Annotated in this window: 22 protein-coding genes; 3 read left to right on the top strand and 19 right to left on the bottom strand. The window is 71.9% G+C overall.

The features are described from left to right. Positions 1 to 43 precede the first annotated feature (43 nt). Positions 44 to 1,630 carry a Na+/H+ antiporter gene (locus ACIGXE_RS04375; protein WP_399742802.1) on the bottom strand — a complete coding sequence of 529 codons (1,587 nt, stop codon included), beginning with the start codon at positions 1,628 to 1,630 and terminating at the stop codon, positions 44 to 46. Positions 1,631 to 1,741: 111 nt separating this feature from the next. On the opposite strand from ACIGXE_RS04375, the gene ACIGXE_RS04370 reads away from it, so the two are divergent. Next, entirely contained in the window at positions 1,742 to 1,930 is a 189-nt protein-coding gene (locus tag ACIGXE_RS04370) for a hypothetical protein (protein ID WP_399742799.1), read from the top strand. 90 nt (positions 1,931 to 2,020) lie between these two features. Here the strand turns inward: ACIGXE_RS04370 and ACIGXE_RS04365 are convergent, their stop codons facing one another. The 4 genes from ACIGXE_RS04365 to ACIGXE_RS04350 all read right to left on the bottom strand — a co-directional run bounded on the left by ACIGXE_RS04365 (position 2,021) and on the right by ACIGXE_RS04350 (position 4,610). Beyond that, positions 2,021 to 2,485 carry a GNAT family N-acetyltransferase gene (locus tag ACIGXE_RS04365; protein ID WP_399742796.1) on the bottom strand — a complete coding sequence of 155 codons (465 nt, stop codon included), beginning with the start codon at positions 2,483 to 2,485 and terminating at the stop codon, positions 2,021 to 2,023. After that, positions 2,482 to 3,423, bottom strand: a complete 942-nt coding sequence (locus ACIGXE_RS04360; protein ID WP_399742793.1) for an RluA family pseudouridine synthase — start codon at positions 3,421 to 3,423, stop codon at positions 2,482 to 2,484. The genes ACIGXE_RS04365 and ACIGXE_RS04360 overlap by 4 nt, the downstream gene beginning before the upstream one ends. A gap of 74 nt (positions 3,424 to 3,497) precedes the next feature. After that, the gene (gene lspA, locus ACIGXE_RS04355; protein ID WP_399742792.1) at positions 3,498 to 4,079 is read right to left on the bottom strand and encodes a signal peptidase II; all 582 of its coding nucleotides are present in this window, start codon (positions 4,077 to 4,079) and stop codon (positions 3,498 to 3,500) included. Positions 4,080 to 4,142: 63 nt separating this feature from the next. Then, entirely contained in the window at positions 4,143 to 4,610 is a 468-nt protein-coding gene (locus tag ACIGXE_RS04350; RefSeq protein ID WP_399742789.1) for a TraR/DksA family transcriptional regulator, read from the bottom strand. On the opposite strand from ACIGXE_RS04350, the gene ACIGXE_RS04345 reads away from it, so the two are divergent. Both ACIGXE_RS04345 and ileS read left to right on the top strand, forming a co-directional pair. Further along, complete coding sequence (locus ACIGXE_RS04345; RefSeq protein WP_399742787.1) at positions 4,579 to 5,157, top strand: hypothetical protein; 579 nt, start codon at positions 4,579 to 4,581, stop codon at positions 5,155 to 5,157. The genes ACIGXE_RS04350 and ACIGXE_RS04345 overlap by 32 nt on opposite strands. 517 nt (positions 5,158 to 5,674) lie before the next feature. Beyond that, on the top strand, positions 5,675 to 8,815 hold the full coding sequence (gene ileS / locus ACIGXE_RS04340; protein ID WP_399742784.1) for an isoleucine--tRNA ligase: 3,141 nt from the start codon (positions 5,675 to 5,677) through the stop codon (positions 8,813 to 8,815). A 1,058-nt stretch (positions 8,816 to 9,873) separates the two neighbouring features. Here the strand turns inward: ileS and ACIGXE_RS04335 are convergent. The 14 genes from ACIGXE_RS04335 to ACIGXE_RS04270 form a co-directional block, all read right to left on the bottom strand. Beyond that, entirely contained in the window at positions 9,874 to 10,947 is a 1,074-nt protein-coding gene (locus ACIGXE_RS04335; RefSeq protein WP_399742781.1) for a DivIVA domain-containing protein, read from the bottom strand. Positions 10,948 to 11,014: 67 nt separating this feature from the next. Beyond that, positions 11,015 to 11,305 (bottom strand): YggT family protein, encoded by a 291-nt coding sequence (locus ACIGXE_RS04330; RefSeq protein WP_399742778.1) that lies wholly within the window; start codon positions 11,303 to 11,305, stop codon positions 11,015 to 11,017. A gap of 83 nt (positions 11,306 to 11,388) precedes the next feature. Next, entirely contained in the window at positions 11,389 to 12,009 is a 621-nt protein-coding gene (locus ACIGXE_RS04325; protein ID WP_399742776.1) for a cell division protein SepF, read from the bottom strand. Between the two features lie 137 nt (positions 12,010 to 12,146). Beyond that, the gene (locus tag ACIGXE_RS04320) at positions 12,147 to 12,866 is read right to left on the bottom strand and encodes a YggS family pyridoxal phosphate-dependent enzyme (RefSeq protein ID WP_399742773.1); all 720 of its coding nucleotides are present in this window, start codon (positions 12,864 to 12,866) and stop codon (positions 12,147 to 12,149) included. 8 nt (positions 12,867 to 12,874) lie between these two features. Then, on the bottom strand, positions 12,875 to 13,603 hold the full coding sequence (gene pgeF, locus ACIGXE_RS04315) for a peptidoglycan editing factor PgeF (protein WP_399742770.1): 729 nt from the start codon (positions 13,601 to 13,603) through the stop codon (positions 12,875 to 12,877). Next, entirely contained in the window at positions 13,600 to 14,814 is a 1,215-nt protein-coding gene (gene ftsZ / locus ACIGXE_RS04310; RefSeq protein WP_399742767.1) for a cell division protein FtsZ, read from the bottom strand. Before ftsZ ends, pgeF begins: the two co-directional genes overlap by 4 nt. A gap of 279 nt (positions 14,815 to 15,093) precedes the next feature. Then, positions 15,094 to 15,873: a cell division protein FtsQ/DivIB gene (locus tag ACIGXE_RS04305; RefSeq protein WP_399742763.1), complete on the bottom strand. Its 780-nt coding sequence runs from the start codon at positions 15,871 to 15,873 to the stop codon at positions 15,094 to 15,096. 25 nt (positions 15,874 to 15,898) lie between these two features. Then, on the bottom strand, positions 15,899 to 16,993 hold the full coding sequence (gene murG, locus ACIGXE_RS04300; RefSeq protein WP_399742760.1) for an undecaprenyldiphospho-muramoylpentapeptide beta-N-acetylglucosaminyltransferase: 1,095 nt from the start codon (positions 16,991 to 16,993) through the stop codon (positions 15,899 to 15,901). Positions 16,994 to 16,999: 6 nt separating this feature from the next. After that, positions 17,000 to 18,340, bottom strand: a complete 1,341-nt coding sequence (gene ftsW / locus ACIGXE_RS04295) for a putative lipid II flippase FtsW (protein ID WP_399742757.1) — start codon at positions 18,338 to 18,340, stop codon at positions 17,000 to 17,002. Between the two features lie 55 nt (positions 18,341 to 18,395). Next, positions 18,396 to 19,835: a UDP-N-acetylmuramoyl-L-alanine--D-glutamate ligase gene (murD, locus tag ACIGXE_RS04290; protein ID WP_399742753.1), complete on the bottom strand. Its 1,440-nt coding sequence runs from the start codon at positions 19,833 to 19,835 to the stop codon at positions 18,396 to 18,398. Then, the gene (gene mraY, locus ACIGXE_RS04285) at positions 19,817 to 20,887 is read right to left on the bottom strand and encodes a phospho-N-acetylmuramoyl-pentapeptide-transferase (protein WP_399742749.1); all 1,071 of its coding nucleotides are present in this window, start codon (positions 20,885 to 20,887) and stop codon (positions 19,817 to 19,819) included. The genes murD and mraY overlap by 19 nt, the downstream gene beginning before the upstream one ends. Then, on the bottom strand, positions 20,884 to 22,311 hold the full coding sequence (gene murF, locus ACIGXE_RS04280) for a UDP-N-acetylmuramoyl-tripeptide--D-alanyl-D-alanine ligase (RefSeq protein WP_399742746.1): 1,428 nt from the start codon (positions 22,309 to 22,311) through the stop codon (positions 20,884 to 20,886). The genes mraY and murF overlap by 4 nt, the downstream gene beginning before the upstream one ends. Before the next feature lie 4 nt (positions 22,312 to 22,315). Then, positions 22,316 to 23,998 carry a UDP-N-acetylmuramoyl-L-alanyl-D-glutamate--2,6-diaminopimelate ligase gene (locus tag ACIGXE_RS04275; RefSeq protein ID WP_399742743.1) on the bottom strand — a complete coding sequence of 561 codons (1,683 nt, stop codon included), beginning with the start codon at positions 23,996 to 23,998 and terminating at the stop codon, positions 22,316 to 22,318. Between the two features lie 52 nt (positions 23,999 to 24,050). Further along, positions 24,051 to 26,018: a peptidoglycan D,D-transpeptidase FtsI family protein gene (locus tag ACIGXE_RS04270; RefSeq protein ID WP_399742740.1), complete on the bottom strand. Its 1,968-nt coding sequence runs from the start codon at positions 26,016 to 26,018 to the stop codon at positions 24,051 to 24,053. Position 26,019 lies beyond the last annotated feature (1 nt).

Genomic DNA, 26,019 nt, shown 5'->3' with positions numbered 1-26,019 from the left:
GCGGCGGGGCCCGGCTCGGCGCGCAGGGCGGCGGGGCCCGGCCTCAGCGCATGCTGCGCACGTCCAGGTGGCGCAGCACCCGGTCCACCACCTCCGGGTCGGCCCCTGGCTCGCTGCGCGCCGAGAGGACCGCGTGCCGGGCCGCCGACATCATCTCCCGCTGGATCTGCTGGACCTTCCGCACCCGGTCCACCCGCTGCCGGAACGCGGCCCGCCGCTCCTCGTCCACCATGTCCGGGCTGATCCGTGCCCCGATGTCGAAGGCTCCCCGCTGCAGCCGCTCGGCGACCTCCTCGGGCAGCTCCTCCATCTCCTCGATCTCCTTCAGGCGGTGCTTGGCCGCCTTCGCCGCCCGGATCGCGAGGTCCCGCTCGAAGGCCCGCTCGGCGTCCGTGTCGGCCTGCACGCCCAGCCGCTTCACCAGCCAGGGCAGGGTGAGGCCCTGCACCACGAGCGTCGCGAGGATCACACAGAAGGCGATGAAGATCAGCTCGTCCCGGCCCGGGAAGGGCGAACCGTCGTCCGTACGGAGCGGGATGGCGAGCGCCAGCGCCACCGAGGCCACCCCGCGCATCCCGGACCACCACATCACGACGGTCTCCCGCCAGCTCACCGGGATCTCCTCGGCCACGTCACGCCGGTCGTGCAGCCGCTTCGCCAGCCAGGTGGCCGGCAGCAGCCACAGCAGCCGGACCACGACCACGACCCCGAGGACCGCCGCGCCCCAGCCGAGCATCTGCCCGCCGCGCCCCTCGGCGACCCCGAAGACATGGACGAGCTCCAGACCGATGAGGCCGAAGGCGATGCCGGTGACGAGGGTGTCGACGACCTCCCAGAAGGTCTGCCCGGCGAGCCGCCCCATCACGTCGTCGGCGTCGACCGCGTGCTCGGCGAGGAAGAGCGCCGTGATCAGGACCGCGAGCACGCCGGAGCCGTGCAGCTCCTCGGCGATGACGTACGAGACGAAGGGCACGAGGAGGGTGAGGCCGGTCTGCAGGGTGGCGTCGCCGAGGAAGCCCATCAGCTTGTTGGTCACCCAGCCGAGCACGAAGCCGACCACGACCGCGACGACCGCCGACAGGACGAGCTCGCCGAGCGCCTCGGGCCAGGAGAACCTGCCGCTGACCACGGCGGTGATCGCCACGTGGTACAGCACGATCGCGGTGACGTCGTTGAAGAGCCCCTCGCCCTCCAGGATCGACACGAGCCGCCGCGGCAGTCCGAGCGAGCCGGCCACGGCGGTCGCCGCGACCGGGTCGGGCGGCGCGACCAGCGCGCCGAGGGCGACCGCCGCGGCCAGCGGGATGCCGGGCACGAGGGCGTCCGCGACGGCGCCGACGGCGGCCGTGGTGACGAAGACCAGGGCCACCGCGAGCAGGAGGATCGGGCGCCTGTTGGCGGCGAACTGCCGCCAGGATGTGCGCTGCACCGACGCGTAGAGGAGCGGCGGCAGCACCAGCGGGAGGATGAACTCGGGCGGGATGTCCACGTTCGGCACGAAGGGCAGATAGGCCAGCACGATGCCGATGAGCGTCATCAGGACCGGGGCCGGCAGCCCGAGCCGGTCCCCGAGGGGGACGGTGAGCAAGGCGCCGAGCAGCAGCAGGAACAACAGGGCGAGCTGATCCACAAGGTCCCCTTCGGCCTCACGGCAGGTCGGTGATCACCCGCTCAGCCTGCCACGCGCACCGGAGAGACATAGCATAAAAGGGACATTCCGCCAACTCGTCAGGAGGATGTCATGCAGATGAGGCGCATAGGGCGCGGTACCGCCGCCCTCGTGCTGGCCGTCACCGGTGTGCTCGGTGCCGGATCGGCCGCCCTCGCGACTCCGCACCCGCCCACCAACGGCGGAAACGGCGGAGGCCAGAGCGGCCAGTGCACGGGCCCCGCGGACGAGCGTCCGCACGGTTGCCACACCTTCAAGTAGCCCCGGGCTCGTCACCAGCCCCGGGCTTCCCATCAGGGCCTGTACCCGTACAGGCCCTACTCCATGCCCTCCGAGCGGGTGTACCAGCGACTACAGCGCCCGGCGCATCGCCCGGTGCGGCATCCCCGCGTCCGGGAACTCGGGGCCGTACGCGACGTACCCGAGCCGCTCGTAGAAGCCCAGGGCGTGGGTCTGGGCGTGCAGGTCGACCGCGGCCAGCCCACGGGCGCGGGCCGCGTCCTCGATGGCCCGCACCAGCGCCGCGCCGACGCCCAGGCCGCGGGCGGCCCTGGTCACCGCGAGCCGCCCGAGAGAGCCCACCGAGGCGTCGGCGCCGGTCTTGCCGGTCGCGTCCGCCCCGTGCAGGAGCCGCCCGGTGCCCAGCGGGACGCCGTCCGCGCGGATCGCGAGCACGTGCACGGCGGTCTCGTCGTACGTGTCGTACTCCAGCTCCCGCGGCACGCCCTGCTCGGCGACGAAGACCTCGCGGCGCACCTCGAAGCAGGCGTCCCGGTCGTCGTGGCCCACGGCCTCCCGGACCGCGTAGGCGGTCACCGGCTCTCCGAGGCGATCCGGTCCAGGGCCGTCTGCAGGTCCGCCGGGTAGGTGCTCGCGAACTCGACCCACTGCCCGTCGCCGGGGTGCTCGAAGCCGAGCCGGACGGCGTGCAGCCACTGCCGGGTCAGGCCGAGGCGCTTGGCCAGGGTCGGGTCGGCGCCGTAGGTGAGGTCGCCGACGCACGGGTGGCGGTGGGCGGACATGTGTACCCGGATCTGGTGGGTGCGGCCCGTCTCCAGCTTGATGTCGAGCAGCGAGGCCGCCCGGTAGGCCTCGATCAGGTCGTAGTGCGTCACGGACGCCTTGCCGTCGGCGGTCACGGCCCACTTGTAGTCGTGGTTCGGGTGCCGGCCGATGGGCGCGTCGATGGTGCCGCTGAGCGGGTCCGGGTGGCCCTGGACCAGGGCGTGGTAGCGCTTGTCGACCGTGCGCTCCTTGAACTGGCGCTTCAGCGAGGTGTACGCGTACTCGGACTTCGCGACCACCATGAGGCCGGAGGTGCCGACGTCGAGGCGGTGCACGATGCCCTGGCGCTCGGCGGCGCCGGAGGTGGAGATCCGGTAGCCGGCGGCGGCGAGGCCGCCGATCACGGTGGTGCCGGTCCAGCCGGGGCTCGGGTGGGCGGCCACCCCGATCGGCTTCATGATCACGACGATGTCGTCGTCGTCGTGCACGATCTCCATGCCCTCCACGGGCTCGGCCACGACCTGCACCGGGGCGGGGGCGCCCGGCATCTCGACCTCGAGCCACGCGCCGCCGCTGACCCGCTCGGACTTGCCGACGACGGAACCGTCGACCAGGACCTTGCCTGCGGCGGCAAGCTCGGCCGCCTTCGTACGGGAGAACCCGAACATGCGGGAGATGGCGGCGTCGACGCGCTCGCCCTCCAGGCCGTCGGGAACGGGCAGCGTGCGGATCTCGGGACTCGTGCTCACCCGTACGAGTATGCCTTGCCGCGCGGTGCTCCCGGTCCCCGCCGAGAGCGCGCGGGGCCGCCGCCGGACGGGTTTCAGTCCTTGTGAACGGTTCCGTCCGGGTCCAGGCCCCGGAACGACAGGAGGACGATCAGGATGCCGCCGCAGACGATCGCCGAGTCGGCCAGGTTGAAGACGGCGAAGTGCGCGGGCGCGATGAAGTCGACCACCGCGCCCTCGAACACGCCCGGCGAACGGAAGATCCGGTCGGTCAGGTTGCCCAGCGCGCCGCCGAGCAGCAGGCCCAGCGCGATGGCCCAGGGCAGGCTGTAGAGCTTGCGCGCCAGCCGGATGATCACCGCGATGACCGCGACCGCGATCACCGTGAAGATGATCGTGAAGGCCTCGCCCATGCCGAACGCGGCACCCGGGTTGCGGACGGCCTCGAAGCGCAGCAGGTCACCGATCACCTTGATCGGCTCGTGGCCCTCCAGCCGCGCCACCACGAGCATCTTGCTGCCGAGGTCCAGCAGGTAGGCGAGCACGGCGACCACGAACAGCGCGACGATCTTCCGCCTGCCCCTGGGCCGCTCCTCGAGGACGGGCGTCTCGTCGGCCCCTGCCTCGTCGGCCCCTGCTGAATCCGGCGTACCGATGACGCGCTCCGCCTCTGCCACGTGAGTCCCTCAACCTAGGTGCCTGCCTGTGCCCCGAGGGTACGGCACAGCCGTCCGGCGACGTCAGCCCCGGCGTTCCTGCTTCTGCTTGTCCTCCACACAGAGCGTGGCCCGCGGGAAGGCCTGCATCCTGGCCTTGCCGATGGGCTTGCCGCAGACCTCGCACAGGCCGTACGTGCCCGCGTCGAGCCGCTCCAGGGCGTGCTCGGTCTGCTCCAGCATCTCGCGGGCGTTCGCGGCCAGGGCCAGCTCGTGCTCGCGCGTGATGTTCTTGGTGCCGGTGTCGGCCTGGTCGTCGCCGGCGCCGTCCCCGGAGTCGCGCATCAGGCCGGTCAGCTCCTCCTGCGAGTGGACCAGCTCGCTGCGCAGCCGCAGCACCTCCGCCTGGAGCTCGCTGCGGGCCTCGGTGACCTCCTCCGGGGTCCACGGGTCCTCGCCGGGGCGTACGGCGAGTTCACCGGCACGGGCCGGGGGCACCGCGGCGTCGTTCTCGGCCGTCGTGACGCCACCCGCGGTCTTCTTCGCTGCCACCGTCCTGGCTCCTGTCTTCTTCTCTGTCGCGGTCTTCGCCGTCTTCGTGGTCTTCGTCGCCTTCGTGGGCCGCGCGTCCTGCGCGGCCCTGGCGGGTCCGGCGGCCTTGGTCGCCCGTGCGGCCCCGTCGGTCCCGGTCGCCTTGGCGGCCTTCTTCGCGGGGGCCTTCCCGGCCGTACCGGCCGTCGCCTTCGTCACCGGGGTGCCGTCCGCCACCGCGGGGGCCGGCGCGTCGGCGACCGCCGTCTTCCCCGCGGCCGTGCTCTTCGTCGCCACTTTCCTCGCCGCCGCCTTCTTCGTGGCCGTCTTCTCGGCGGAGGCCTGCGGGGCCGCCGTCTTCTTCGCCGGCGCCTTCTCGGCCGCCGTCTTCTTCGCGGGCGCCTTCGTGGCCGCCGACTTCTTCGCCGGCGCCTTCGTGGCCGCCGACTTCTTCGCGGGCGCGGACTTCTTCGCGGCCGGTGCCTTGCCGGCCGTCGTCTTCGTGGCCGTCGTCCTCTTCGCGGCGGTCTTCTTCGCCACCATGTCGCGGCCCCTTCACATTTTGTGATCTTGCTCGCGAATCGTGCTGGGACGATAAATCGGCCCAAGGCCCACGGCAACGGGGCACGCCGCCCGTTCCGCCCGCCCCGGCGCCCTGCGGGGCGGACCTGCCTCGGTTGTGCCCAGCTCACCGGCCGGTTATCCGTGCCGCCCTTCCCCCACTTGGCCGCAGCGGAAGTCCATGCGGACCCGTGTGGCCATTCGGGTCACCGGAAATCGGTCGGCCGACCCCGTGGCGGGCCCTTACACTGGGCACAGCGAAAGGCTTGGATGGGGACGAGTAGCGTCGTACGCAGCCATGAGCGACCCGGGGACGGTGAGAGCCCGGGGGCGAGCCCGATGTGAAGCATCACCCCGGAGCTGCCGGAAGAAAGCCGCGGTCGGCCGCGGCGACTAGAACCGGCGTCGCGACCCCAATGAGGGGGCTCAGGGCGTTCCCGCCCGGGGCCAAGGAGGGTGGTACCGCGGGAGCCGTGCTCTCGTCCCTCCGGACGGAACGAGGAACATCCGCCGGAGGAAGATCGATGTCTTCGCAGTACCGCCAGGTGCCCGCCCAGGTAGACCTGCCCGCGCTCGAGCACGCCGTGCTCGATTTCTGGCGCGAGAACAAGGTCTTCGCCAAGACCCTGGAGCAGTCCGAGGGACGCCCGGAGTGGGTCTTCTACGAGGGCCCCCCGACCGCCAACGGCATGCCCGGCGCCCACCACATCGAGGCCCGCGTCTTCAAGGACGTCTTCCCCCGCTTCCGCACCATGCGCGGCTACCACGTCGCCCGCAAGGCCGGCTGGGACTGCCACGGCCTGCCGGTCGAGCTCGCCGTCGAGAAGGAGCTCGGCTTCTCCGGCAAGAAGGACATCGAGGCGTACGGCATCGCCGAGTTCAACGCAAAGTGCCGCGAGTCCGTGACCCGCCACACCGACGCCTTCGCCGAGCTGACCACCCGGATGGGCTACTGGGTCGACCTCGACGACGCCTACCGCACCATGGACCCCTCGTACATCGAGTCGGTCTGGTGGTCGCTGAAGCAGATCTTCGACAAGGGCCTGCTCGTGCAGGACCACCGCGTCGCCCCCTGGTGCCCGCGCTGCGGCACCGGCCTCTCGGACCACGAGCTCGCGCAGGGCTACGAGACGGTCGTCGACCCCTCGGTCTACGTGCGCTTCCCGCTGACCTCCGGCCCGCTCGCCGGCCGGGCGGCGCTCCTCGTCTGGACGACGACCCCGTGGACCCTGGTGTCCAACACGGCCGTCGCCGCGCACCCCGAGGTGACGTACGTGGTCGCCACGGACGGCGACGAGAGGCTGGTCGTCGCCGAGCCGCTGCTCGACAAGGCGCTCGGCGAGGGCTGGGTGACCACGGGCGAGAGCTTCACGGGCAAGGACATGGAGCGCTGGACGTACGAGCGCCCCTTCGAGCTGATCGAGTTCCCGGCCCCGGCCCACTACGTGGTCAACGCCGAGTACGTGACGACCGAGGACGGCACGGGTCTGGTCCACCAGTCCCCCGCCTTCGGTGAGGACGACCTCAAGGTCTGCCGCTCCTACGGCCTTCCGGTCGTGAACCCGGTCCGCCCCGACGGCACCTTCGAGGAGGACGTGCCGCTCGTCGGCGGCGTCTTCTTCAAGAAGGCCGACGAGGCGCTCACCGCCGACCTGGACGCGCGCGGCCGGCTCTTCAAGCACATCGCGTACGAGCACAGCTACCCGCACTGCTGGCGCTGCCACACGGCGCTGCTGTACTACGCGCAGCCGTCCTGGTACATCCGCACGACCGCGGTCAAGGACCGCCTGCTCGAAGAGAACGAGAACACCAACTGGTTCCCGGACTCGGTCAAGCACGGGCGCTTCGGCGACTGGCTGAACAACAACATCGACTGGGCGCTCTCCCGCAACCGCTACTGGGGCACCCCGCTGCCGATCTGGCGCTGCGAGGACGACCACCTGACCTGCGTGGGCTCGCGCGCCGAGCTGTCCGAGCTGACGGGCGCCGACCAGTCGGACCTCGACCCGCACCGCCCGTACATCGACGACGTGACCTTCGCGTGCCCGGCGGAGGGCTGCGGGAAGACGGCGACGCGCGTCCCCGAGGTCATCGACGCCTGGTACGACTCGGGCTCGATGCCGTTCGCGCAGTACGGCTACCCGTACCGGAACAAGGAGCTGTTCGAGAGCCGCTACCCGGCGCAGTTCATCTCCGAGGCCATCGACCAGACCCGCGGCTGGTTCTACACGCTGATGGCGGTCGGCACGCTCGTCTTCGACAAGTCGTCGTACGAGAACGTGGTCTGCCTGGGCCACATCCTCGCCGAGGACGGCCGCAAGATGTCCAAGCACCTGGGCAACATCCTGCAGCCGATCCCGCTGATGGACCAGCACGGCGCCGACGCGGTCCGCTGGTTCATGGCGGCCGGCGGCTCGCCGTGGGCGGCGCGCCGGGTGGGCCACGGCACGATCCAGGAGGTCGTCCGCAAGACGCTCCTCACGTACTGGAACACCGTCGCCTTCCAGGCCCTGTACGCCCGCACGGCCGGCTGGTCCCCGTCCGCGGCGGACCCGGCCCCGGCGGACCGCCCGGTCCTGGACCGCTGGCTGCTGTCCGAGCTGAACCGGCTGGTGGCCGAGGCCACCGAGGCGATGGAGTCGTACGACACCCAGCGCACCGGCAAGCTGCTGTCGGCGTTCGTCGACGACCTGTCGAACTGGTACGTGCGCCGCTCGCGCCGCCGGTTCTGGCAGGGCGACAAGGCGGCCCTGCGCACCCTGCACGAGGTCGTGGAGACGGTCACGCGCCTGATGGCCCCGCTGACCCCGTTCATCACGGAGCGGGTGTGGCAGGACCTCGTGACGCCGGTGACCCCGGACGCCCCGGAGTCTGTCCACCTGTCGACCTGGCCGGAGCCGGACGCCGCCCTGATCGACCCGGTGCTCTCCGAGCGGATGCAGCTGGTCCGGCGCCTGGTCGAGCTGGGCCGCGCCACGCGCGCGGAGTCGGGCGTCAAGACCCGCCAGCCGCTCTCGCGGGCGCTGGTGGCGGCGACGGGCTTCGCGGACCTGTCGGCGGAGCTCCGGGCCCAGATCACGGAGGAGCTGAACGTCTCGACCGTCGCCTCCCTCTCCGAGGTGGGCGGCAGCCTGGTCGACACCACGGCCAAGGCCAACTTCCGGGCCCTGGGCAAGCGCTTCGGCAAGGGCGTCCAGGACGTGGCGAAGGCGGTGGCGGCGGCGGACGCGGCGGCCCTGTCGCTCGCCCTCCGCGGCGGCGAGGCGAGCGTCGAGGTCAACGGCGAGCAGGTGACCCTCACCCCGGAGGAGGTCATCATCACGGAGACCCCGCGCGAGGGCTGGTCGGTCGCCTCCGACTCGGGCGCGACGGTCGCCCTCGACCTGGAGATCACGCCGGAGCTGCGCAAGGCGGGCCTGGCGCGGGACGCGATCCGTCTGATCCAGGAGGCGCGCAAGAACAGCGGCCTGGACGTCGCGGACCGCATCGCGCTGCGGTGGACGTCCACGTCGCCGGAGACGACGGAGGCGCTGACGGGTCACGCGGCGCTGATCGCGGACGAGGTGCTGTGCACGGACTACTCGGAGGGTGAGGCCGACGCCACGTACGGCGCCCGCTTCGAGGACGAGTCCCTCTCCCTCACCTTCCGCCTCCGCAAGGCCTGACCCCTCCCGAAGGGCCCGGCGACCCCCAAGGTCCCCGGGCCCTTCGGCATCCCCCATACCCCAACCCCCTCCGAGCCCCCTCCCCTCCACCCCCCTCCCGGGCACTCACCCTCCCCAACGCCCCCTCCCCGAGGGCGCCCACCCTCCGCGTGCGCCCTCGCCCCGCTCCCTAGAGCCCCCTCCGGCCCCCGTGCGGGCCCTCGCCCACCCCCATGCGGGCCCTCACCCACCGCCGTGCGGGCCCCCGCCCGCCTCCGTGTGGGCAGTCGTCCCGCTGGGGCGGGACGGGTGGGCACACGGGACCGCGCCGGGCGGCGCGCCCCGCCCCTTCCGCACGTGCCCTCGCCACGCCGCCTTCTCGCGGCCACCTGCGCCCCGCCCTCTCGCGCGCCTCATCCCGCTCCTCGCAGGCCCCAGCCCCACTCCGCACGCGCCCGACCCCACCTCCCTGCGGGCCCCGGCCCCACTCCGTGCCAGCCCTCGCCCACCGCCGTGTGGGCAGTCGCCCGCCACCGTGTGGGCAGTCGTCCCTCCCCCAGACTTCGTCCGGGGGGACCCCCAGGGCGGGACGGGTGGGCACACGGGACCGCGCTTGGCGGCGCGTCCGCTCCTTGTACCTACGCCCGCCCCTATGGCGCCGCGCCGTCTCGGCGGGCGTCAAGGCGGTAGGGGCCTGGGCGCGGCAAGGCGCTGCGTTCCGTTGTGCCCACCCGTTCCGCCCCAGCGGAACGACTGCCCACAACGGGGACAGCCGGGCGCAGCCCACAACGAGGACGGGCGGGCGCAGCCCCCGCGGTGGGGACGGGCGCAGCCCCGCGGCGCAGGCGGGGGCGCAGCCGCACGGCGGGGGCGCAGCCGCACGGCGGGGGCGCAGCCGCACGGCAGGGGCGAAGCCGCGCGGCGGGGGCGGGTGCAGCGCCGGGGCTGGGACGCGGTGGCGCCGGCGGGGGGTGCGGGGCAAGAGGGATGGCAAAGGGCCGGGCCCTGGGGAAACCCCAGGGCCCGGCCCTTGACTGCCGACGACGGCTACGCGTTCGACACGCGTCGACCCGCCGGCCTCAGTTGTCGTCCTCGTCGATCAGGAACCCACGCATCGGCGCCGGCGCCTGCTGCATCGGCTGCGGAGCCTGCGGCCGGACCGGAGCCATGGGCTGGGTCATCGCCGGGGACATCTGCTGCTGGCCGCCGTAGGACGGGGCGCCGCCCATCGGGCCGTTGCCGCCGAACGACGGCGCGCTCGCGCCCGCCGAGGCCATCGAGGGGGACGGCGGCAGGGACGCGGTGGCCGGGGTGCGCGGCGGGGCCAGCGAGTCGTCGGCCTGGGTCTCCAGCTGACGCAGCTGCGACTCCAGGTACGACTTCAGCCGGGTCCGGTACTCACGCTCGAAGCCCCGCAGGTCCTCGACCTTGCGCTCGAGGGTCGCGCGGGCGGACTCCAGGGAGCCCATCGCGACGCGGTGCTTCTCCTGGGCGTCCCGCTCCAGGGCGTCGGCCTTGGCGCGGGCGTCCCGCTCCAGGCCCTCGGCGCGCGAACGCGCCTCGCCGACGATCTTGTTGGCCTCGGAACGGGCCTCCGCGATCGCCTGGTCCGCGGTCTGCTGGGCCAGCGAGAGGACGCGCGCGGCGCTGTCGCCACCGGGGCCCTGGGCCGGCTGCATCTGCTGCATCGGCTGCTGCTGCGGGTGACCCATGGGGCCGCCCTGCATCGGGCCGGGACCCATCGGGCCGCCCTGCATCGGGCCGGGGCCCATGGGGCCGCCCTGCATCGGGCCGCCCTGCATCGGGCCGGCGGGCAGCGCGGGCGCACCGGACGGCAGCTGCGGCGGGCCCATCTGCGGGGGCTGCTGCTGGGCCGGCGGTCCGGATATGGCGGCGGGCACGGGAGCGCCGGGACCGACGGGACGATCCTGCTGCTCCGGGGGCTTGCGCATGCCCTGCTGCTGCTGGTTCTGCGCGGCGGCACGGGTGGCCGCGGCCAGCTTGGCGCGCAGGTCCTCGTTCTCGCGGAGCAGTCGGGTCAGTTCGGCTTCGACCTCATCGAGGAAGGCATCGACCTCGTCCTCGTCATAGCCTTCTCGAAGGCGGACGGTCGTGAACTGCTTGTTCCGCACGTCCTCGGGGGTCAGCGGCATCTCTTCTTCACCTCTACGTAGTCGTCGGCAGTCGGCAAGACCGTATCGTCCACATTCACCTCCACCATCACCTCGCGAAGCTGCTCACGATGGAGATCAGGATGTAAACGATGATCATCAGAACGAAGAAGGACAGGTCGAGTGCCACGCCCCCGAGACGCAGCGGCGGGATGAGCCGCCGCAGAAGCTTGAGCGGTGGATCGGTGACAGTGTAGGTGGCCTCGAGGACGACCACCATCGCCTTACCGGGTGCCCATGACCGGGCGAACTGGAAGACGTAGTCCATGACCAGCCGGAAGATCAGGAGGACGAGGAAGCACATCAGCGCGATGTAGACCACCTGCAGTGCGACGCCCATCCCGCGCTTCCCTCTCCCCTGGCTTTCGTGCTCTCACTTGTCCGGCCGCCCTCTGCGGCCGGGCCGTTCTCGGTCTCGTGTTCTCAGCTCTGGTTGAAGAATCCGCCCTCTGCGATGCGGGCCTTGTCCTCCGCCGTGACATCGACGTTAGCAGGCGACAACAGGAACACCTTCTGCGTCACGCGCTCAATGCTGCCATGGAGCCCGAAGACGAGTCCGGCGGCAAAGTCGACAAGTCGCTTCGCATCGGTGTCGTCCATCTCCGTGAGGTTCATGATCACCGGGGTGCCCTCACGGAAGTGTTCCCCGATGGTACGGGCCTCGTTGTAGGTCCGCGGGTGCAGCGTGGTGATGCGGTACGGCTCCCGCTCGGACACGACCTTGGGCATGATCACGGGTGCGTTCTTCTCCAGGCTGGGACGTTCGGGTGTGATGGATGACACGGGGGCAATTCGGGCAGGACGCCCACTTTCCGCGTGTACCGGCACAGACTGAGCGACGGGTTCGCGCGGTGCGGGCGGCTGCACGACGCGCACCGGCTCCTCCCGTTCGATCTGGCGAGGAGGCTGGTGGCGCCGGTCCCGCTCGGGCTCCGGCTCCAGCTCGGGTTCGAAGTCGTCGTCGGGATCGAATCCCCGGCCGTCGTAGCCATCGTCCTCCACGAGGCCGAGGTAGACCGCCATCTTGCGCATCGCGCCGGCCATTCTCTGCATCCTCCGCTCTGTGGTGGATCGCCCTTACCGAATGTCGCAGTGTCACCAAGTGCCCGCGATCCACGGGTCCGTCCGCCCCTCGGCGGAATGACCATATTTTCTGCTGTGGTCCGACTTGCTTCGCGACGTTACCCGAGCTTGGGGCGGACTCCGAGTACCGCCGTACCGATGCGCACGTGTGTCGCTCCGGCCGCGACGGCCTCCTCGAGGTCCGCGCTCATCCCTGCTGACACCATGTTCGCAGCCGGACGGGTCGCGCGCAGGGCAGTCGACAAATCCATCAGGCGCTCGAAGGCCGCCTGTTGCCGGCCCGCGTACGGACCGGCCAGCGGTGCGACGGTCATCAGTCCGTCGAGCCGCAGTCCGGGTGCGGCGTCCACCGCCGCCGCCAACTCCTCGATCCCGTCCGGAGCCACCCCGCCGCGCTCGCCCCGGTGCCCGGACTCGGCGTCGAGCGCGACCTGGATCAGACAGCCGAGCTCGCGCCCCTCTCTCTCCGCGGCCGCGGAGAGAGAGGAAACGAGCTTCAAACGGTCGACGGACTGCACCACATCGGCATAACCCACCACGGAACGGACCTTGTTGGTCTGCAACTGGCCCACGAAGTGCCAGGTCAGGTCAAGGTCCGCACAGGCCGCGGCCTTGGGCGCGGCGTCCTGGTCCCGGTTCTCCGCCACATGGCGCACCCCGAGTTCGTGCAGGAGTCGCACGTCGCTCGCCGGGTAGGTCTTGGTGACCACGACGAGGGTCACGTCCTCCCGCGCACGCCCGGCGGCGGCGCACGCGGCGGCGATTCGCTCCTCCACCCGGCCGAGGTTCGCGGCGAGTTCCGACTTGCGGTCCGTCATATCTCTTCTCAGATCAACCAGACATATCCCGCGAGTCGCCCTGTGGTGCGATCGCGGCGGTACGAGTAGTGGTCGCGGGACTCCAGGGTGCAGACCCCGCTCGCCCCGATGTCGGTGACGCCGAGTCGGGAGAGCTGGGCGAGCACGCCCGCGGTGACGTCCACGGCGGGGGTGCCCCACGAGGTCTCGGCGTACGCGGCCGGTTCGACCGCGGCCACCTCGGCGCGCATCGCCTCCGGCACCTCGTAACAGCGCCCGCAGACGGCGGGGCCGGTGCGGGCGACGATCCGCTCGGGCCGGGCGCCGAGTTCGGTCATCCGCTTCACCGCCGCCGGGACCACCCCGGCGACCATCCCGGGCCGCCCGGCGTGGGCGGCGCCGACGACCCCGGCGACGGGGTCGGCCAGCAGGACCGGTACGCAGTCCGCGGTGAGCACGGCGAGGGCGAGGCCCCGGCGGGCGGTGACGATCGCGTCGACGGACGGGATCTCCCCGGTCTCCCAGGGCCCGTCGACCTCGGCGACGTCGGCGCCGTGCACCTGGTTCATCCAGACCACCCGCGCCGGGTCGAGCCCGAGCGCCTCGGCGGCACGCCCCCGGTTGGCCCGTACGGCCCCGGGCTCGTCGCCGACCGCTCCGCCGAGGTTGAGCTCCTCGTACGGAACGGCGCTCACTCCGCCCCACCGGTCGGTGAAGGCGAAGTGCGCGCCGCTCGTCTCGTAACGCTGCCCTATCACTTCAAGAAGTCCGGGACATCCAGCTCTTCGGCCTGGGTGTCCGGGTACGGGCGGGCCGGCGGGACCACCGGCGGGGCGACCGGCGGCAGCGCGCTCTCGCTGACGGCCGGCGCGGGCTCGGCGGGGGCCGGGGGCTCCTCGCGCGGGGTCACCGTGCCGAGTCCGCCCAGCGGGCGGGAGGTCTCGGTGGCACGGGGGGCCGGGGCGGGCTCCTCGCGCTTGGCGGAGACCGAGCCGATGATGTTGTCCCGGCGGGCCGGCGGCTGGCCGCCGTCGAAGCCGGCCGCGATGACGGTGACCCGGACCTCGTCGCCGAGGGCGTCGTCGATGACGGCGCCGAAGATGATGTTCGCCTCGGGGTGGGCGGCCTCGCTCACCAGCTGGGCGGCCTCGTTGATCTCGAAGAGACCGAGGTCGCTGCCGCCGGAGATGGACAGCAGCACGCCACGGGCGCCGTCGATGGACGCCTCCAGGAGCGGCGAGGAGATCGCCATCTCGGCGGCGGCCACGGCGCGGTCGTCGCCGCGGGCCGAGCCGATGCCCATGAGGGCCGAACCGGCCTCGGACATGACCGACTTGACGTCGGCGAAGTCGAGGTTGATCAGACCCGGGGTGGTGATGAGGTCGGTGATGCCCTGGACACCGCTGAGGAGCACCTGGTCGGCCGACTTGAAGGCGTCGAGCACGGAGACCTGGCGGTCCGAGATCGAGAGCAGGCGGTCGTTCGGGATGACGATGAGGGTGTCGACCTCTTCGCGGAGCTCGGCGATGCCGTCCTCCGCCTGGTTGGCGCGACGGCGGCCCTCGAAGGTGAACGGCCGGGTGACCACACCGATCGTGAGGGCGCCGAGCGAGCGCGCGATGTTGGCGACGACGGGCGCGCCGCCGGTGCCGGTGCCGCCACCTTCGCCGGCGGTGACGAAGACCATGTCGGCCCCCTTGAGGACCTCCTCGATCTCCTCACGGTGGTCCTCTGCCGCCTTGCGACCGACTGCCGGGTTCGCCCCGGCCCCGAGGCCACGGGTGAGTTCACGGCCGACGTCGAGCTTGACGTCGGCGTCGCTCATCAACAGCGCCTGCGCGTCGGTGTTGATGGCGATGAACTCGACGCCCTTGAGACCGACCTCGATCATTCGGTTGATGGCATTGACACCACCGCCGCCGACACCGATGACCTTGATGACTGCGAGGTAGTTCTGCGGTGCTGCCACGTCGAAGGCCTCTCGCCTCGAGTTACGTGTCGCCGCTTCGCGGTGGTAAGCGCGCCGCGACGACGGATGCCGATTGGGACGGTCCGAACGCCGACCCAAACCCTAACGTTGAAGTTTAGGGTTACCAGTGTCTCTGTTCGCTGGACTCTTCCGAACAGGACACTAAGTCGACAAGTGGCGCACGTTCAACGAACACGCCGAACCTCCCGTTTTTCTTTTCACCCTATGTGATCACCCGTAGCGCTGGCCAACCAGGGTGCTGGCCAGCGCTGATGGGCGTCAACTTCCCGACGAAGCGGGCGCGGTGGGGGCACTTACATCGAAGTGCCCCGCTTTGGGAGTCGCCTTCATGAGCGCGGTGAGCACCCGGGCCTTCACGGGCCCGTCCTCGCCACTGCCCCAGAAGACGGTGCCGCCCCTGCCGAGCTCCAGAGTGATGGAGTCGAACGACGTGATCCGGACGACACGGACGTCCTGGGCGATTTTCTCCGGGAGTTCGCCCGTCACGCCTACCGCCACCCGCAGCAGCCGCTCGGCGTCGAAGCGACGCAGGCTCGGGGAGGCGGCCACGTCGAGGACCAGGCGGGGGACGCCGCGGGGGGCCGTGGGCACGGTGGCGAACCGCACACCGGTGGAGTCCACTTCGGTGAACTTTCCGCCCTTTTCCAGCAGAAGGACGGGCTGTCGTTCCGTCACTTTCAGACCGATTCCGTGCGGCCAGGACCGCACGACGTCCACCTTCGCGATCCGCGGCAGCTCCTTCCGCAGCCGGGCCTCGATGGCGTCCGTGTCGACGGAGACGAGCGGCGCGCCGACCGGTACGGCGGCGATCCGCTCGACCTCGCCCGGGGTGAGCACCCGCGTCCCCGAGGTGCTCACCTTCTCGACCCGGAACCAGCCGGAGCCGTAGAGCGCCCAGACGGTGCCGACGGCGAGGGCGAGGGCGGCGAGGGCGGTCAGGAGCACCCGCGGGGCGGGCACCCGGAGCCTCCGGGTGCCCGGTCGGGACGGCCGCCGCGAGCTTCCCGGGGATCCGTCGCTCGGGTTCTTCGCTGCCACCGCGCGCTCCTGACCGTCGGCGCCGCTACGCCTGACGGCGGGCGGCGATCGCCTCGTACACCATGCCGACGAGCAGGTCGTCGGCGTCCCGGCGGCCGAACTCGGCGGCGGCGCGGGACATCTCGTACAGCCGGTGCGGATCGGCCAGTACGGGCAGGACGTTGGCCTGCACCCACTGCGGCGACAGTTCCGCGTCGTCGACGAGGAGCCCACCGCCGGCCTTGACCACCGGCTGGGCGTTGAGCCGCTGTTCGCCGTTGCCGATCGGCAGCGGGACGTAGGCGGCCGGGAGTCCGACGGCGGACAGCTCGGCGACGGTCATCGCGCCCGCGCGGCAGAGCATCATGTCGGCGGCGGCGTACGCGAGATCCATCCGGTCCACGTACGGTACCGGCACGTACGGCGGCATTCCGGGCATGTTGTCGACACGCGGCAGTTCGTTCTTCGGGCCGACCGCGTGCAGGATCTGGATGCCGGAGCGCTGGAGCACCGGGGCGATCTGCTGGATCACCTCGTTGAGCCGGCGCGCGCCCTGGGAGCCGCCGGAGACCAGCAGGGTCGGCAGGTTCGGGTCGAGGCCGAACGCGGCGCGCGCCTCGGGGCGCATGCGGGCCCGGTCGAGGGTCGCGATGGTGTGCCGCAGCGGGATGCCGATGTAACGGGCGTTGCGCAGCTTGGAGTCCGGGGTGGCGACGGCGACCCCGGCCGCGTAGCGCGAGCCGATCTTGTTGGCGAGTCCGGGCCGGGCGTTGGCCTCGTGCACCACGATCGGCACGCCGAGCCGCTTGGCGGCCAGGTAGCCGGGCAGCGCCACGTAGCCGCCGAAGCCGACCACGCAGTCCGCCTTCGTGCGCTCCAGGACCTGCTCGGCGGCCTTGATGGTGCCGCGCAGCCGCCCGGGGACGGTGATCAGCTCGGGGGTGGGCTTACGGGGCAGCGGCACGGCCGGGATGAGCGCCAGCTCGTAGCCCCGCTCGGGGACCAGCCGGGTCTCCAGGCCCTTCTCCGTGCCCAGCGCCGTGATCCCCACGGAAGGGTCCTGCCTGCGCAGGGCGTCCGCGAGGGCGAGCGCGGGCTCGATGTGACCGGCGGTACCTCCGCCGGCGAGTACGACATGCACCGAAATTCACCGCTCTCCGGACGGTCGCTTCTTGACGCGCCGTCGCATCGACTTCCATCTCCCCCCGGCCCGCTTGCCCCAGCCGGGGCGGCGCATGGCCAGGGCCGCTTTCGCGGCGGGTTCCTGTCGCGCGAAGGCGATCAGCAGCCCGACGGCGAACATGGTCGGCAGCAGGGCCGATCCCCCGTAGGAGAACAGCGGGAGCGGGACTCCGGCGATCGGCAGCAGACCGAGCACCGCACCGATGTTGATCACGGCCTGCGCCGTGATCCAGGTGGTCACGCCTCCCGCGGCATACCTGACGAAGGGGTCCTCCGTGCCTCCGGCCACGCGGATACCCGCATAGCCTAGAGCCGCGAACAGGGCCAGCACCGACAGCGTCCCCGCCAGGCCCAGTTCCTCCCCGGTGACGGCGAAGATGAAGTCGGTGTGCGCTTCGGGGAGTTGACCCCATTTTTCCACACTTGCCCCGAGTCCGGAACCGAACCAACCCCCGGAGGCCAGGGCGTAGATTCCGTGTGCCGCCTGCCAGCAGGGGTCGCCGGCGCCGCCCGGGTCGCTGGCGCCGATGCAGCCGAGCCGCTCCATCCGGTGCGGGCTGGTCCTGATCAGCAGGACGCCGATCACGGCCGCGACACCGAGCACGCCGACGAAGAGCCGGGTGGGCGCACCGGCGGTCCACAGCAGGCCGAACAGGATCGCGGTGAGGATGATCGCCGTGCCCATGTCCCCGCCCAGCATGATCAGCCCGAGCAGCAGAAACGTTCCGGGCACCAGCGGCACCAGCATGTGCTTCCACTGCGTCAGCAGCTTCATGTCCTGTTTGCGGGCCAGCAGATCGGCCCCCCACAGGATCAGCGCCAGCTTGCCGAACTCGCTGGGCTGGAGCATGAACGGTCCGCCCAGTGAGATCCAGTTCTGGTTGCCGCCGACCGAGACCCCTATCCCGGGGATCTGGACGAGGACCATCAGGAAGATCGCCCCGACCAGGATCGGGTAGGCGAGCGCCCGGTGCAGCTTCACCGGCATCCGCGAGGCCACGAAGAGCAGCCCGGCGCCCAGCAGCGCCGCGAAGAACTGCTTGCGGAAGAAGTACGAGGGCACCAGGTCGTAGCGGAGCGCCGTGATCATCGAGGCCGAGTACACCATCACCAGGCCGAGCGCGGTGATGAGCAGTCCGGCGCCGACGATCACGTAGTACGCGGTGAGCGGCCGGTCCCAGGCCCGGCGGGCCCGTTCGTAGAGCCCCCGCACTCCCCCCGCGCGCCGGGTCCTCGGCGCCGCGGGGGCGCGGCCGCCGCCGCGTACGGCGGGGGCCTTCCGCGTCCCTGCGGTTCTGCTCGGCATGGTCGCTGTCCCCTCCAGTCGTGCCCGGCGGGGCCGGACCTGTTGGCTGGTCAGGTCAGGCGCGCCCGGTGGCGGCGAGGGCGCGGACGGCGTCCGCGAAGGCCTCGCCCCGCTTGTTGTAATTGGCGAACATGTCCATCGACGCACAGGCGGGGGCAAGGAGGACCGTGTCCCCGGGCCGGGCGAGCGCGGCCGCCTCCTGGACCGCCGCGGACATCGCCCCAGTGTCGGTCCGGTCGAGGTCCACCACCGGGACCTCGGGGGCGTGTCGCACCAGGGCTTCGCGGATCAGCTCCCGGTCCTGGCCGATCAGGACGACGCCGCGGAGCCGCTTCGCGGACTTCGCCACGAGCTCGTCGAAGGTCGCGCCCTTGGCGAGGCCGCCGGCGATCCAGACGATCGGGTCGTAGGCCGCCAACGAGGCTTCCGCGGCGTGGGTGTTGGTGGCCTTGGAGTCGTCGACGTAGACGACGCCCTGGATCTCCTCGACCAGTTCGATGCGGTGCGGGTCGGGCCGGAAGGCCCGCAGTCCGTCCCGTACGGCCTTCGGCTCGACGCCGAAGGCGCGGGCGAGGGCGGCCGCTGCAAGCGCGTTGGCGATGTTGTGCGGGGCCGGGGGCTGGACGTCGGAGACCTCGGCCAGCTCCTGGGCGTTCTTCTGCCGGTTCTCGACGAAGGCCCGGTCGACGAGGATGTTTTCGACGACGCCGAGCTCCGAGGGGCCGGGGGTGCCGAGGGTGAAGCCGATGGCGCGGCAGCCCTCCTCGACGTCGGCCTCGCGCACCAGGTCCTCGGTGGTCCGGTCGGCCACGTTGAACACGCAGGCGACCTGGTTGCCCTCGTAGATCCGGCCCTTGTCGGCGGCGTACGCCTCCATGGAGCCGTGCCAGTCGAGGTGGTCGGGCGCCAGGTTGAGCACGACGGCCGAGTGGGCGCGCAGCGAGGGCGCCCAGTGCAGCTGGTAGCTGGAGAGCTCGACGGCGAGCACGTCGTAGCGCTCCTCGCCGAGGACGGCGTCGAGGAGCGAGACGCCGATGTTGCCGACGGCGGCGGTCCTCAGGCCGGCCGCCTCCAGGATGGAGGCGAGCATCCGCACGGTGGTGGTCTTGCCGTTGGTGCCCGTGACCGCGAGCCAGGGGGCCGCGTCCGGGCCGCGCAGGCGCCACGCCAGCTCGACGTCGCCCCAGATCTCCACCCCGGCCGCCCGCGCGGCCTGGAAGAGCGGCTTGTCGGGCTGCCAGCCCGGCGTGGTGACGACGAGTTCGGTGCCGGGCGGCAGGGTGGCCCCGTCGCCGAGGCGGACGGTGATCCCCGCCGCCTCCAGCTCGGCCGCCTGGGCCCGGGAGCGCTCGTCGTCGCCGTCGTTGACGACCGTGACGACCGCGCCGAGACCGTGCAGGACGCGGGCGGCGGGGATGCCGCTCACGCCGAGTCCGGCGACGGTGACGTGCTTGCCCTGCCAGTCCAGCTGTTCGCTCACTTTTCGGATGCCCATCCGGCGTAGAAGATGCCCAGGCCCACGATCACGTAGATGCCCTGGATGATCCAGAACCGGACGACGACCAGGACCTCGGACCACCCCTTGAGTTCGAAGTGGTGCTGGAGGGGCGCCATCCGGAAGACCCGCTTGCCCGTCATCTTGAAGGAGCCGACCTGGATGACCACGGACATGGTGATCATCACGAAGAGGCCGCCGAGGAGGGCGAGCAGCAGCTCCGTACGGGAGCAGATGGCGAGACCGGCGAGCGCGCCGCCGAGGGCCAGCGAGCCGGTGTCACCCATGAAGATCTTGGCGGGCGAGGTGTTCCACCACAGGAAGCCGAAGCAGGCGCCCATCAGCGCGGAGGCGACGACCGCGAGGTCGAGCGGGTCGCGCACCTCGAAGCAGGCGTTCGGGTTGGTGAGGGTCAGGGCGTTGGCGCACGACTCCTGGAACTGCCAGAGCCCGATGAAGGTGTACGCGCCGAAGACCATCACCGACGCGCCGGTGGCCAGGCCGTCCAGACCGTCCGTCAGGTTCACGCCGTTCGACATGGCCAGGATCATGAAGAGCGCCCAGACCACGAACAGCACCGGGCCGATGGCCCAGCCGAAGTCGGTGATGAAGGAGAGCTTCGTGGAGGCCGGGGTGTTGCCCCGCAGGTCGGCGAACTGCAGCGAGAGCACGGCGAAGGCGATGCCGACGATCAGCTGGCCGGCCATCTTCGCCTTGGCCCGCAGACCGAGCGAACGCTGCTTGACGATCTTGATGTAGTCGTCGAGGAAGCCGACCAGGCCCATGCCCGCCATCAGGAACAGCACCAGGACGCCCGAGTACGTCGGGTCCTCGCCGGTGATGACCTTGGCCAGGGCGTACGCGATGAGGGTGGCCAGGATGAAGGAGATGCCGCCCATGGTGGGCGTGCCCTTCTTGCCGGCGTGGCCGCGCGGGCCGTCGTCGCGGATGAACTGTCCGTATCCCTTGCGGGCGAGCAGCTTGATGAGCAGCGGGGTGCCGATCAGGGTCAGGAAGAGCCCGATGGCCCCCGCGAAGAGGATCTGCCTCATCGGCCGGCGACCTCACCCTCGGAGCCCTCGAGCAGTGCCAGGGCGACCCGCTCCAGACCGACCGACCTGGAAGCCTTCACCAGGACGATGTCCCCCGGGCGCAGCTCACTGCGCAACAGGTCGACCGCCGCCTGCGCGTCGGACACGTGCACCGACTCCTCACCCCACGAACCCTCGTTATAGGCGCCCAGTTGCAGCCAGGACGCTTCCCTGTCCCCGACCGCGACGAGCTTGCTGACGTTGAGCCGGACGGCGAGCCGTCCGACCGCGTCGTGCTCGGCGAGCGACTCGTCTCCGAGCTCGGCCATCTTGCCGAGCACCGCCCACGTACGGCCACCCCTGGCCTGTGCGGGCCTGCCCATGGCCGCGAGCGCGCGCAGGGCGGCTCGCATGGACTCGGGGTTCGCGTTGTAGGCGTCGTTGACGATCGTCACGCCGTCCGGACGCTCGGTGACCTCCATGCGCCAGCGCGACAGGGTGCCCGCCTCGGAGAGCGCGGTGGCGATCTCCTCCACGGGCATGCCCAGCTCATGGGCGACGGCGGCCGCGGCGAGCGCGTTCGACACGTGGTGCTCACCGTACAGGCGCAAGGTCACGTCGCTGCACCCGGTGGGTGTGTGAAGCCTGAAAGAGGGCTGTCCGTTCTCTGTGAGCCGGACATTCTCGGCACGTACGGCCGCTTCGTCCGCCTCTCCGAACAGGACGACGCGCGCCTTGGTCCGCCCGGCCATGGCACGTACGAGGGGGTCGTCGGCGTTGAGCACGGCGATGCCGCCGTCCTCGGCGGCCGGCAGGGACTCCACGAGCTCGCCCTTGGCCACGGCGATCTGCTCGCGGCCGCCGAACTCGCCGATGTGCGCGCTGCCCACGTTGAGGACGAGGCCGATGCGCGGCGGGGTGAGACCGGTGAGGTAGCGGATGTGGCCGATTCCGCGCGCTCCCATCTCCAGGACGAGGTGCCGGGTCTCGGCGGTGGCCGTCAGCGCGGTCAGCGGCAGGCCGATCTCGTTGTTGAGGGAGCCGGGCGTCCACACGGTGGGCGCGTGGCTGCTCAGGACCTGGGCGATCAGGTCCTTGGTGGAGGTCTTGCCGGCCGAGCCGGTGAGCGCGACGACATCGGTGCCGAGGCGTTCGACGACGGCTCGGGCGAGGGCCCCGAGCGCCGCCTGGACGTCCGGCACGACGAGCGCGGGCACGCCGAGGGGGCGGGCCGCGAGCACGGCGACGGCGCCCGCCGCGACGGCCCGCTCCGCGTAGTCGTGGCCGTCGACGCGCTCGCCCGCGAAGGCGGCGAAGAGGCTGCCGGGCAGCACCTCGCGGGAGTCGATCACGACGGGGCCGGTGACCCGGACGGCCGGATCCGGTATGTCGTGCGGCTGCCCGCCGACGATTTCGGCGATCTCGGCGAGGGAGAGGGCGATCACTGCTTCATCCCTGACTGTTCTGGTGACGGTGTGCGTCCTGCTGGCTCTGCTGACTGAGAATCGCCTCGCGCAGGACCTGACGGTCGTCGAAGGGGCGGACCACGCCGGCGGCCTCCTGGCCCTGCTCGTGGCCCTTGCCCGCGACCAGGACGGTGTCGCCCGGCTGCGCGCGGGCCACGGCCGCGGCGATGGCGGCGGCCCGGTCGGCGTCGACCAGGACCTCGCCGCGCTGGTAGGCCGGCACCTCGGAGGCTCCGGCCAGCATCGCGGTGAGGATCGCGAGCGGGTCCTCGGAGCGCGGGTTGTCCGAGGTGAGGACGGCGGTGTCGGCGAGCCGGGCCGCGGCGGCGCCCATCGGGCCGCGCTTGGTGGTGTCGCGGTCGCCGCCGCAGCCGATGACGACGTGCAGCTTTCCGCGGGTCACCTCGCGCAGCGAGCGCAGGACCGATTCGACGGCGTCCGTCTTGTGCGCGTAGTCGACGACCGCGAGGTACGGCTGGCCGGCGTCGACCCGCTCCAGGCGGCCCGGGACGCCGGGGACGGCGGCGATGCCGTCGGCGGCGGTCTGCGGGTCGATCCCGGCGGTGGCGAGGGTGACGATCGCGGCGAGGGTGTTGGCCACGTTGAACGGACCGGGCAGCGGGGCGGTGGCGGAGATCCGCACGCCGTCCGGGCCGACCACCGTGAAGGTGGAGTCGGCGGCCCCGGTGACCACGTCCTCGGCGCGCCAGTCGGCGTTCGGGTCCCCGCCGGCGGAGAAGGTGACGACCGGGACGGTGGCCTCCTTCGCGAGCCGGCGGCCGTACTCGTCGTCGAGGTTCACCACGCCGCGCCTGCTGCGCTCGGGGGTGAACAGCCGCGCCTTGGCCTGGAAGTAGTCCTCCATGTCGGAGTGGAACTCCATGTGCTCCGGGCTCAGGTTGTTGAAGACGGCGACGTCGAAGACGCAGCCGTCGACCCGGCCGAGCACGAGGGCGTGGCTGGAGACCTCCATGGCGACGGCCTCCACGCCGCGTTCGCGCATCACGGCGAACAGGGCCTGGAGGTCGGTGGCCTCGGGGGTGGTGCGCTCGGACTTGATGCGCTCGTCGCCGATGCGCATCTCGACGGTGCCGACCAGGCCGGTGGCCTTGCCCGCGCCGCGCAGTCCGCCCTCGACGAGGTAGGCGGTGGTGGTCTTGCCCGAGGTGCCGGTGATGCCGATCTGCAGGAGGTCCGCGCCGGGCCGCCCGTAGATCTCGGCGGCGAGCTCGCCCATCCGGCCGCGCGGGTCGTCGACGACGAGGACCGGCAGGCCCGTCCCGGCGGCGCGCTCGGCCCCGGCCGGGTCGGTCAGGACGGCGGCGGCGCCGAGGCCGGCGGCCTGGGCGACGAAGTCTGCACCGTGCGCGCGGGCGCCGGGCAGCGCCGCGTACAGGTCGCCGGGGCGGACCGCGCGCGAGTCGTGCGTAATGCCCGAGACCTCGGCGTCGGATCCGGCGCCGGTGGTCTCGACGCCCAGCCGTGCGGCGAGCTCGCCCAGGGGTGTCGGGCGGAGCCGCTCCGGGCGGGGCGGGGTGGTTCGGTACTGATCAGCGTGTGGCACGGCGGTGAGCGTACCGGGCGCACCCGCCGGGGGGCTAAATCGGGCCGCTGCGTCGCCGGAGTTCGATTTCCGGTTCCCGGAACGAGGGGTGATCGTTGTCACTGGAGCTCCCGGAGGGTCACGGGGTGGCACGGTCGTACGGCTTTGGGGGGGATCACGGCTGGAAGTCCACCGGCAGCCGGGCGGGCCCGCTGCCGGTCGGCGGGACGTGCAGGGTCTTGAGGGCGAACTCCATCACCTTCTTGTAGATGGGTCCGCAGATCTGGCCGCCGAAGTAGCTGCCCTTGGTGGGGTTCTGGATGGCGCAGTAGACCGTCACGCGGGGCTGGTCGGCGGGGGCGAAGCCGGCGAAGGAGGCGGTGTAGCCCTTGTAGCGGCCGAGTTCGGGGTCGACGCGGTTGGCGGTGCCGGTCTTGCCGGCGACCCGGTAACCGGGGATGGCGGCCCTGGTGCCGGTGCCCTCCTCGTCGTCCACGACCGACTCCAGCATCTGGGCGAGGGTCTTGGCGGTCTTCTCGCTGATCACCCGTGACTCCTTGGGCGCGGGCGCCGCGGTGAAGCGCCCGTCGGGGCCCTTGGTGCCGCGCACCAGGGTCGGCTCGATCCGGACGCCGCCGTTGGCGATCGTCGAGTAGACGGAGGCGGCCTGCATGGCGCTGACCGAGAGGCCCTGGCCGAAGGGGATCGTGTACTGCTGCGAGGTCGACCAGTCCTGCGGCTTGGCGAGGATTCCGGGGGTCTCCCCCGGGTAGTCCAGGCCGGTGGGGCTGCCGATGCCGAACCTGCGCAGGTAGGAGTGGAGGATCCGGTTGGACTCCGCCTGGGTGGCGCCGAGCTGGCCGGTGGCGAGGATGGTGCCGATGTTGCTGGACCTGGCGAGGACGCCGTTGAGGGTCAGGTACCAGGTCTTGTGGTCCACGTCGTCCTTGAAGAGCCGGTCGCCGCGGTGGAGCCGGTTGGGAACGGTGACGTGGGTGTCCGCGGCCGCCTTGCCCTCCTCCAGGACCGCGGCCATGGACATGACCTTGGCGGTGGAGCCGGGCTCGTAGGCGTCCTGGAGGGCCGCGTTGCCCATGGCGGTGGAGTTGGCCTGGGAGAGGTCGTTGGGGTCGAAGCCGGGGGCGTTGGCCATGGCGAGGACCTCGCCGGTCCGGGTGTCCTGGACGACGACGTAGCCGCGGTCGGCCTTCGACTTGCGGACCTGCTCGGTGATGGCCTGCTGGGCGGCCCACTGGATGTCCCGGTCGATGGTCAGCTCGATGTCGGAGCCGGGCACGGCCGGGGTGCCCTGGGAGCCGGCGGTGGGCACCCGCCGGCCGCCGGACTGGGCGAAGCGGATCTTCCCGTCCTTGCCGGCCAGCTCGGTGTCGAGCATGGACTCCACGCCGCCGGCGCCGCGGCCCTCGGCGTTGACGTAGCCCAGTATCCCGGCGGCGAGCTCCCCGTTGGGGTACACGCGCTTCTTGCTGGGCTCGCTGAGGACGCCGCCGAGCAGGTTGACGCCGTTGCCGCCGTTGGCGGGCTTGGCCTTCTGCTCGTAGACCTTCTTGAGGTCCTTGATCTGGTTCCAGACCTGCGGGGTCTGCTTGCGGGCGAGCATGGTGTAGCGGGACTTGGGGGTGCGCAGCTTCCTGGCGAGCTCGGCGGGCTGCTTGCCGAGGATCGGGGCGAGCAGCGCGGCCGCCTGCTCCGGGGCGTCCCGGAGCCCGGACTCCTCGGGCGTGAAGAGCTTGGGGTCGGCGGTGATGTCGTACGCGTCGACGCTGGCGGCCAGGGCGACCCCCGAGCGGTCGGTGATCTCACCCCGGTCGGCGGAGAGCGTGTACTCCTGGTAGCGGTGCTTCTCGGCCTTGGCGGCGTACGCGCTGGCGTCGACGGCCTGGACCTGGAGGAGCCGGACGACGAAGGCCAGCATGACGAGGGTCAGCCCGAGGGAGACCAGGCGGAGCCGGGGCTTCGGTTTGCCGAGCCGGATCGTGCGGGGCCTGGGGACGGGCCGCGGGGCGGGCCGCCGGGGCCGGTCGGGACGCGGCGCGGGCCGGCCGGTGGGGGCGGCGGGGCGGGGGCGTGCGGGGCGCGCGGGGCCGGGGACACGGCGGCGCGGGGGCTCCTTGGGGGGCACG

The organism is Streptomyces sp. NPDC053431 (assembly GCF_044544925.1).
Classification (GTDB): Bacteria; Actinomycetota; Actinomycetes; order Streptomycetales; family Streptomycetaceae; genus Streptomyces.
Note: the sequence above shows the minus strand (reverse complement) of the source record. Positions and strands in the feature narration are given on the sequence as shown.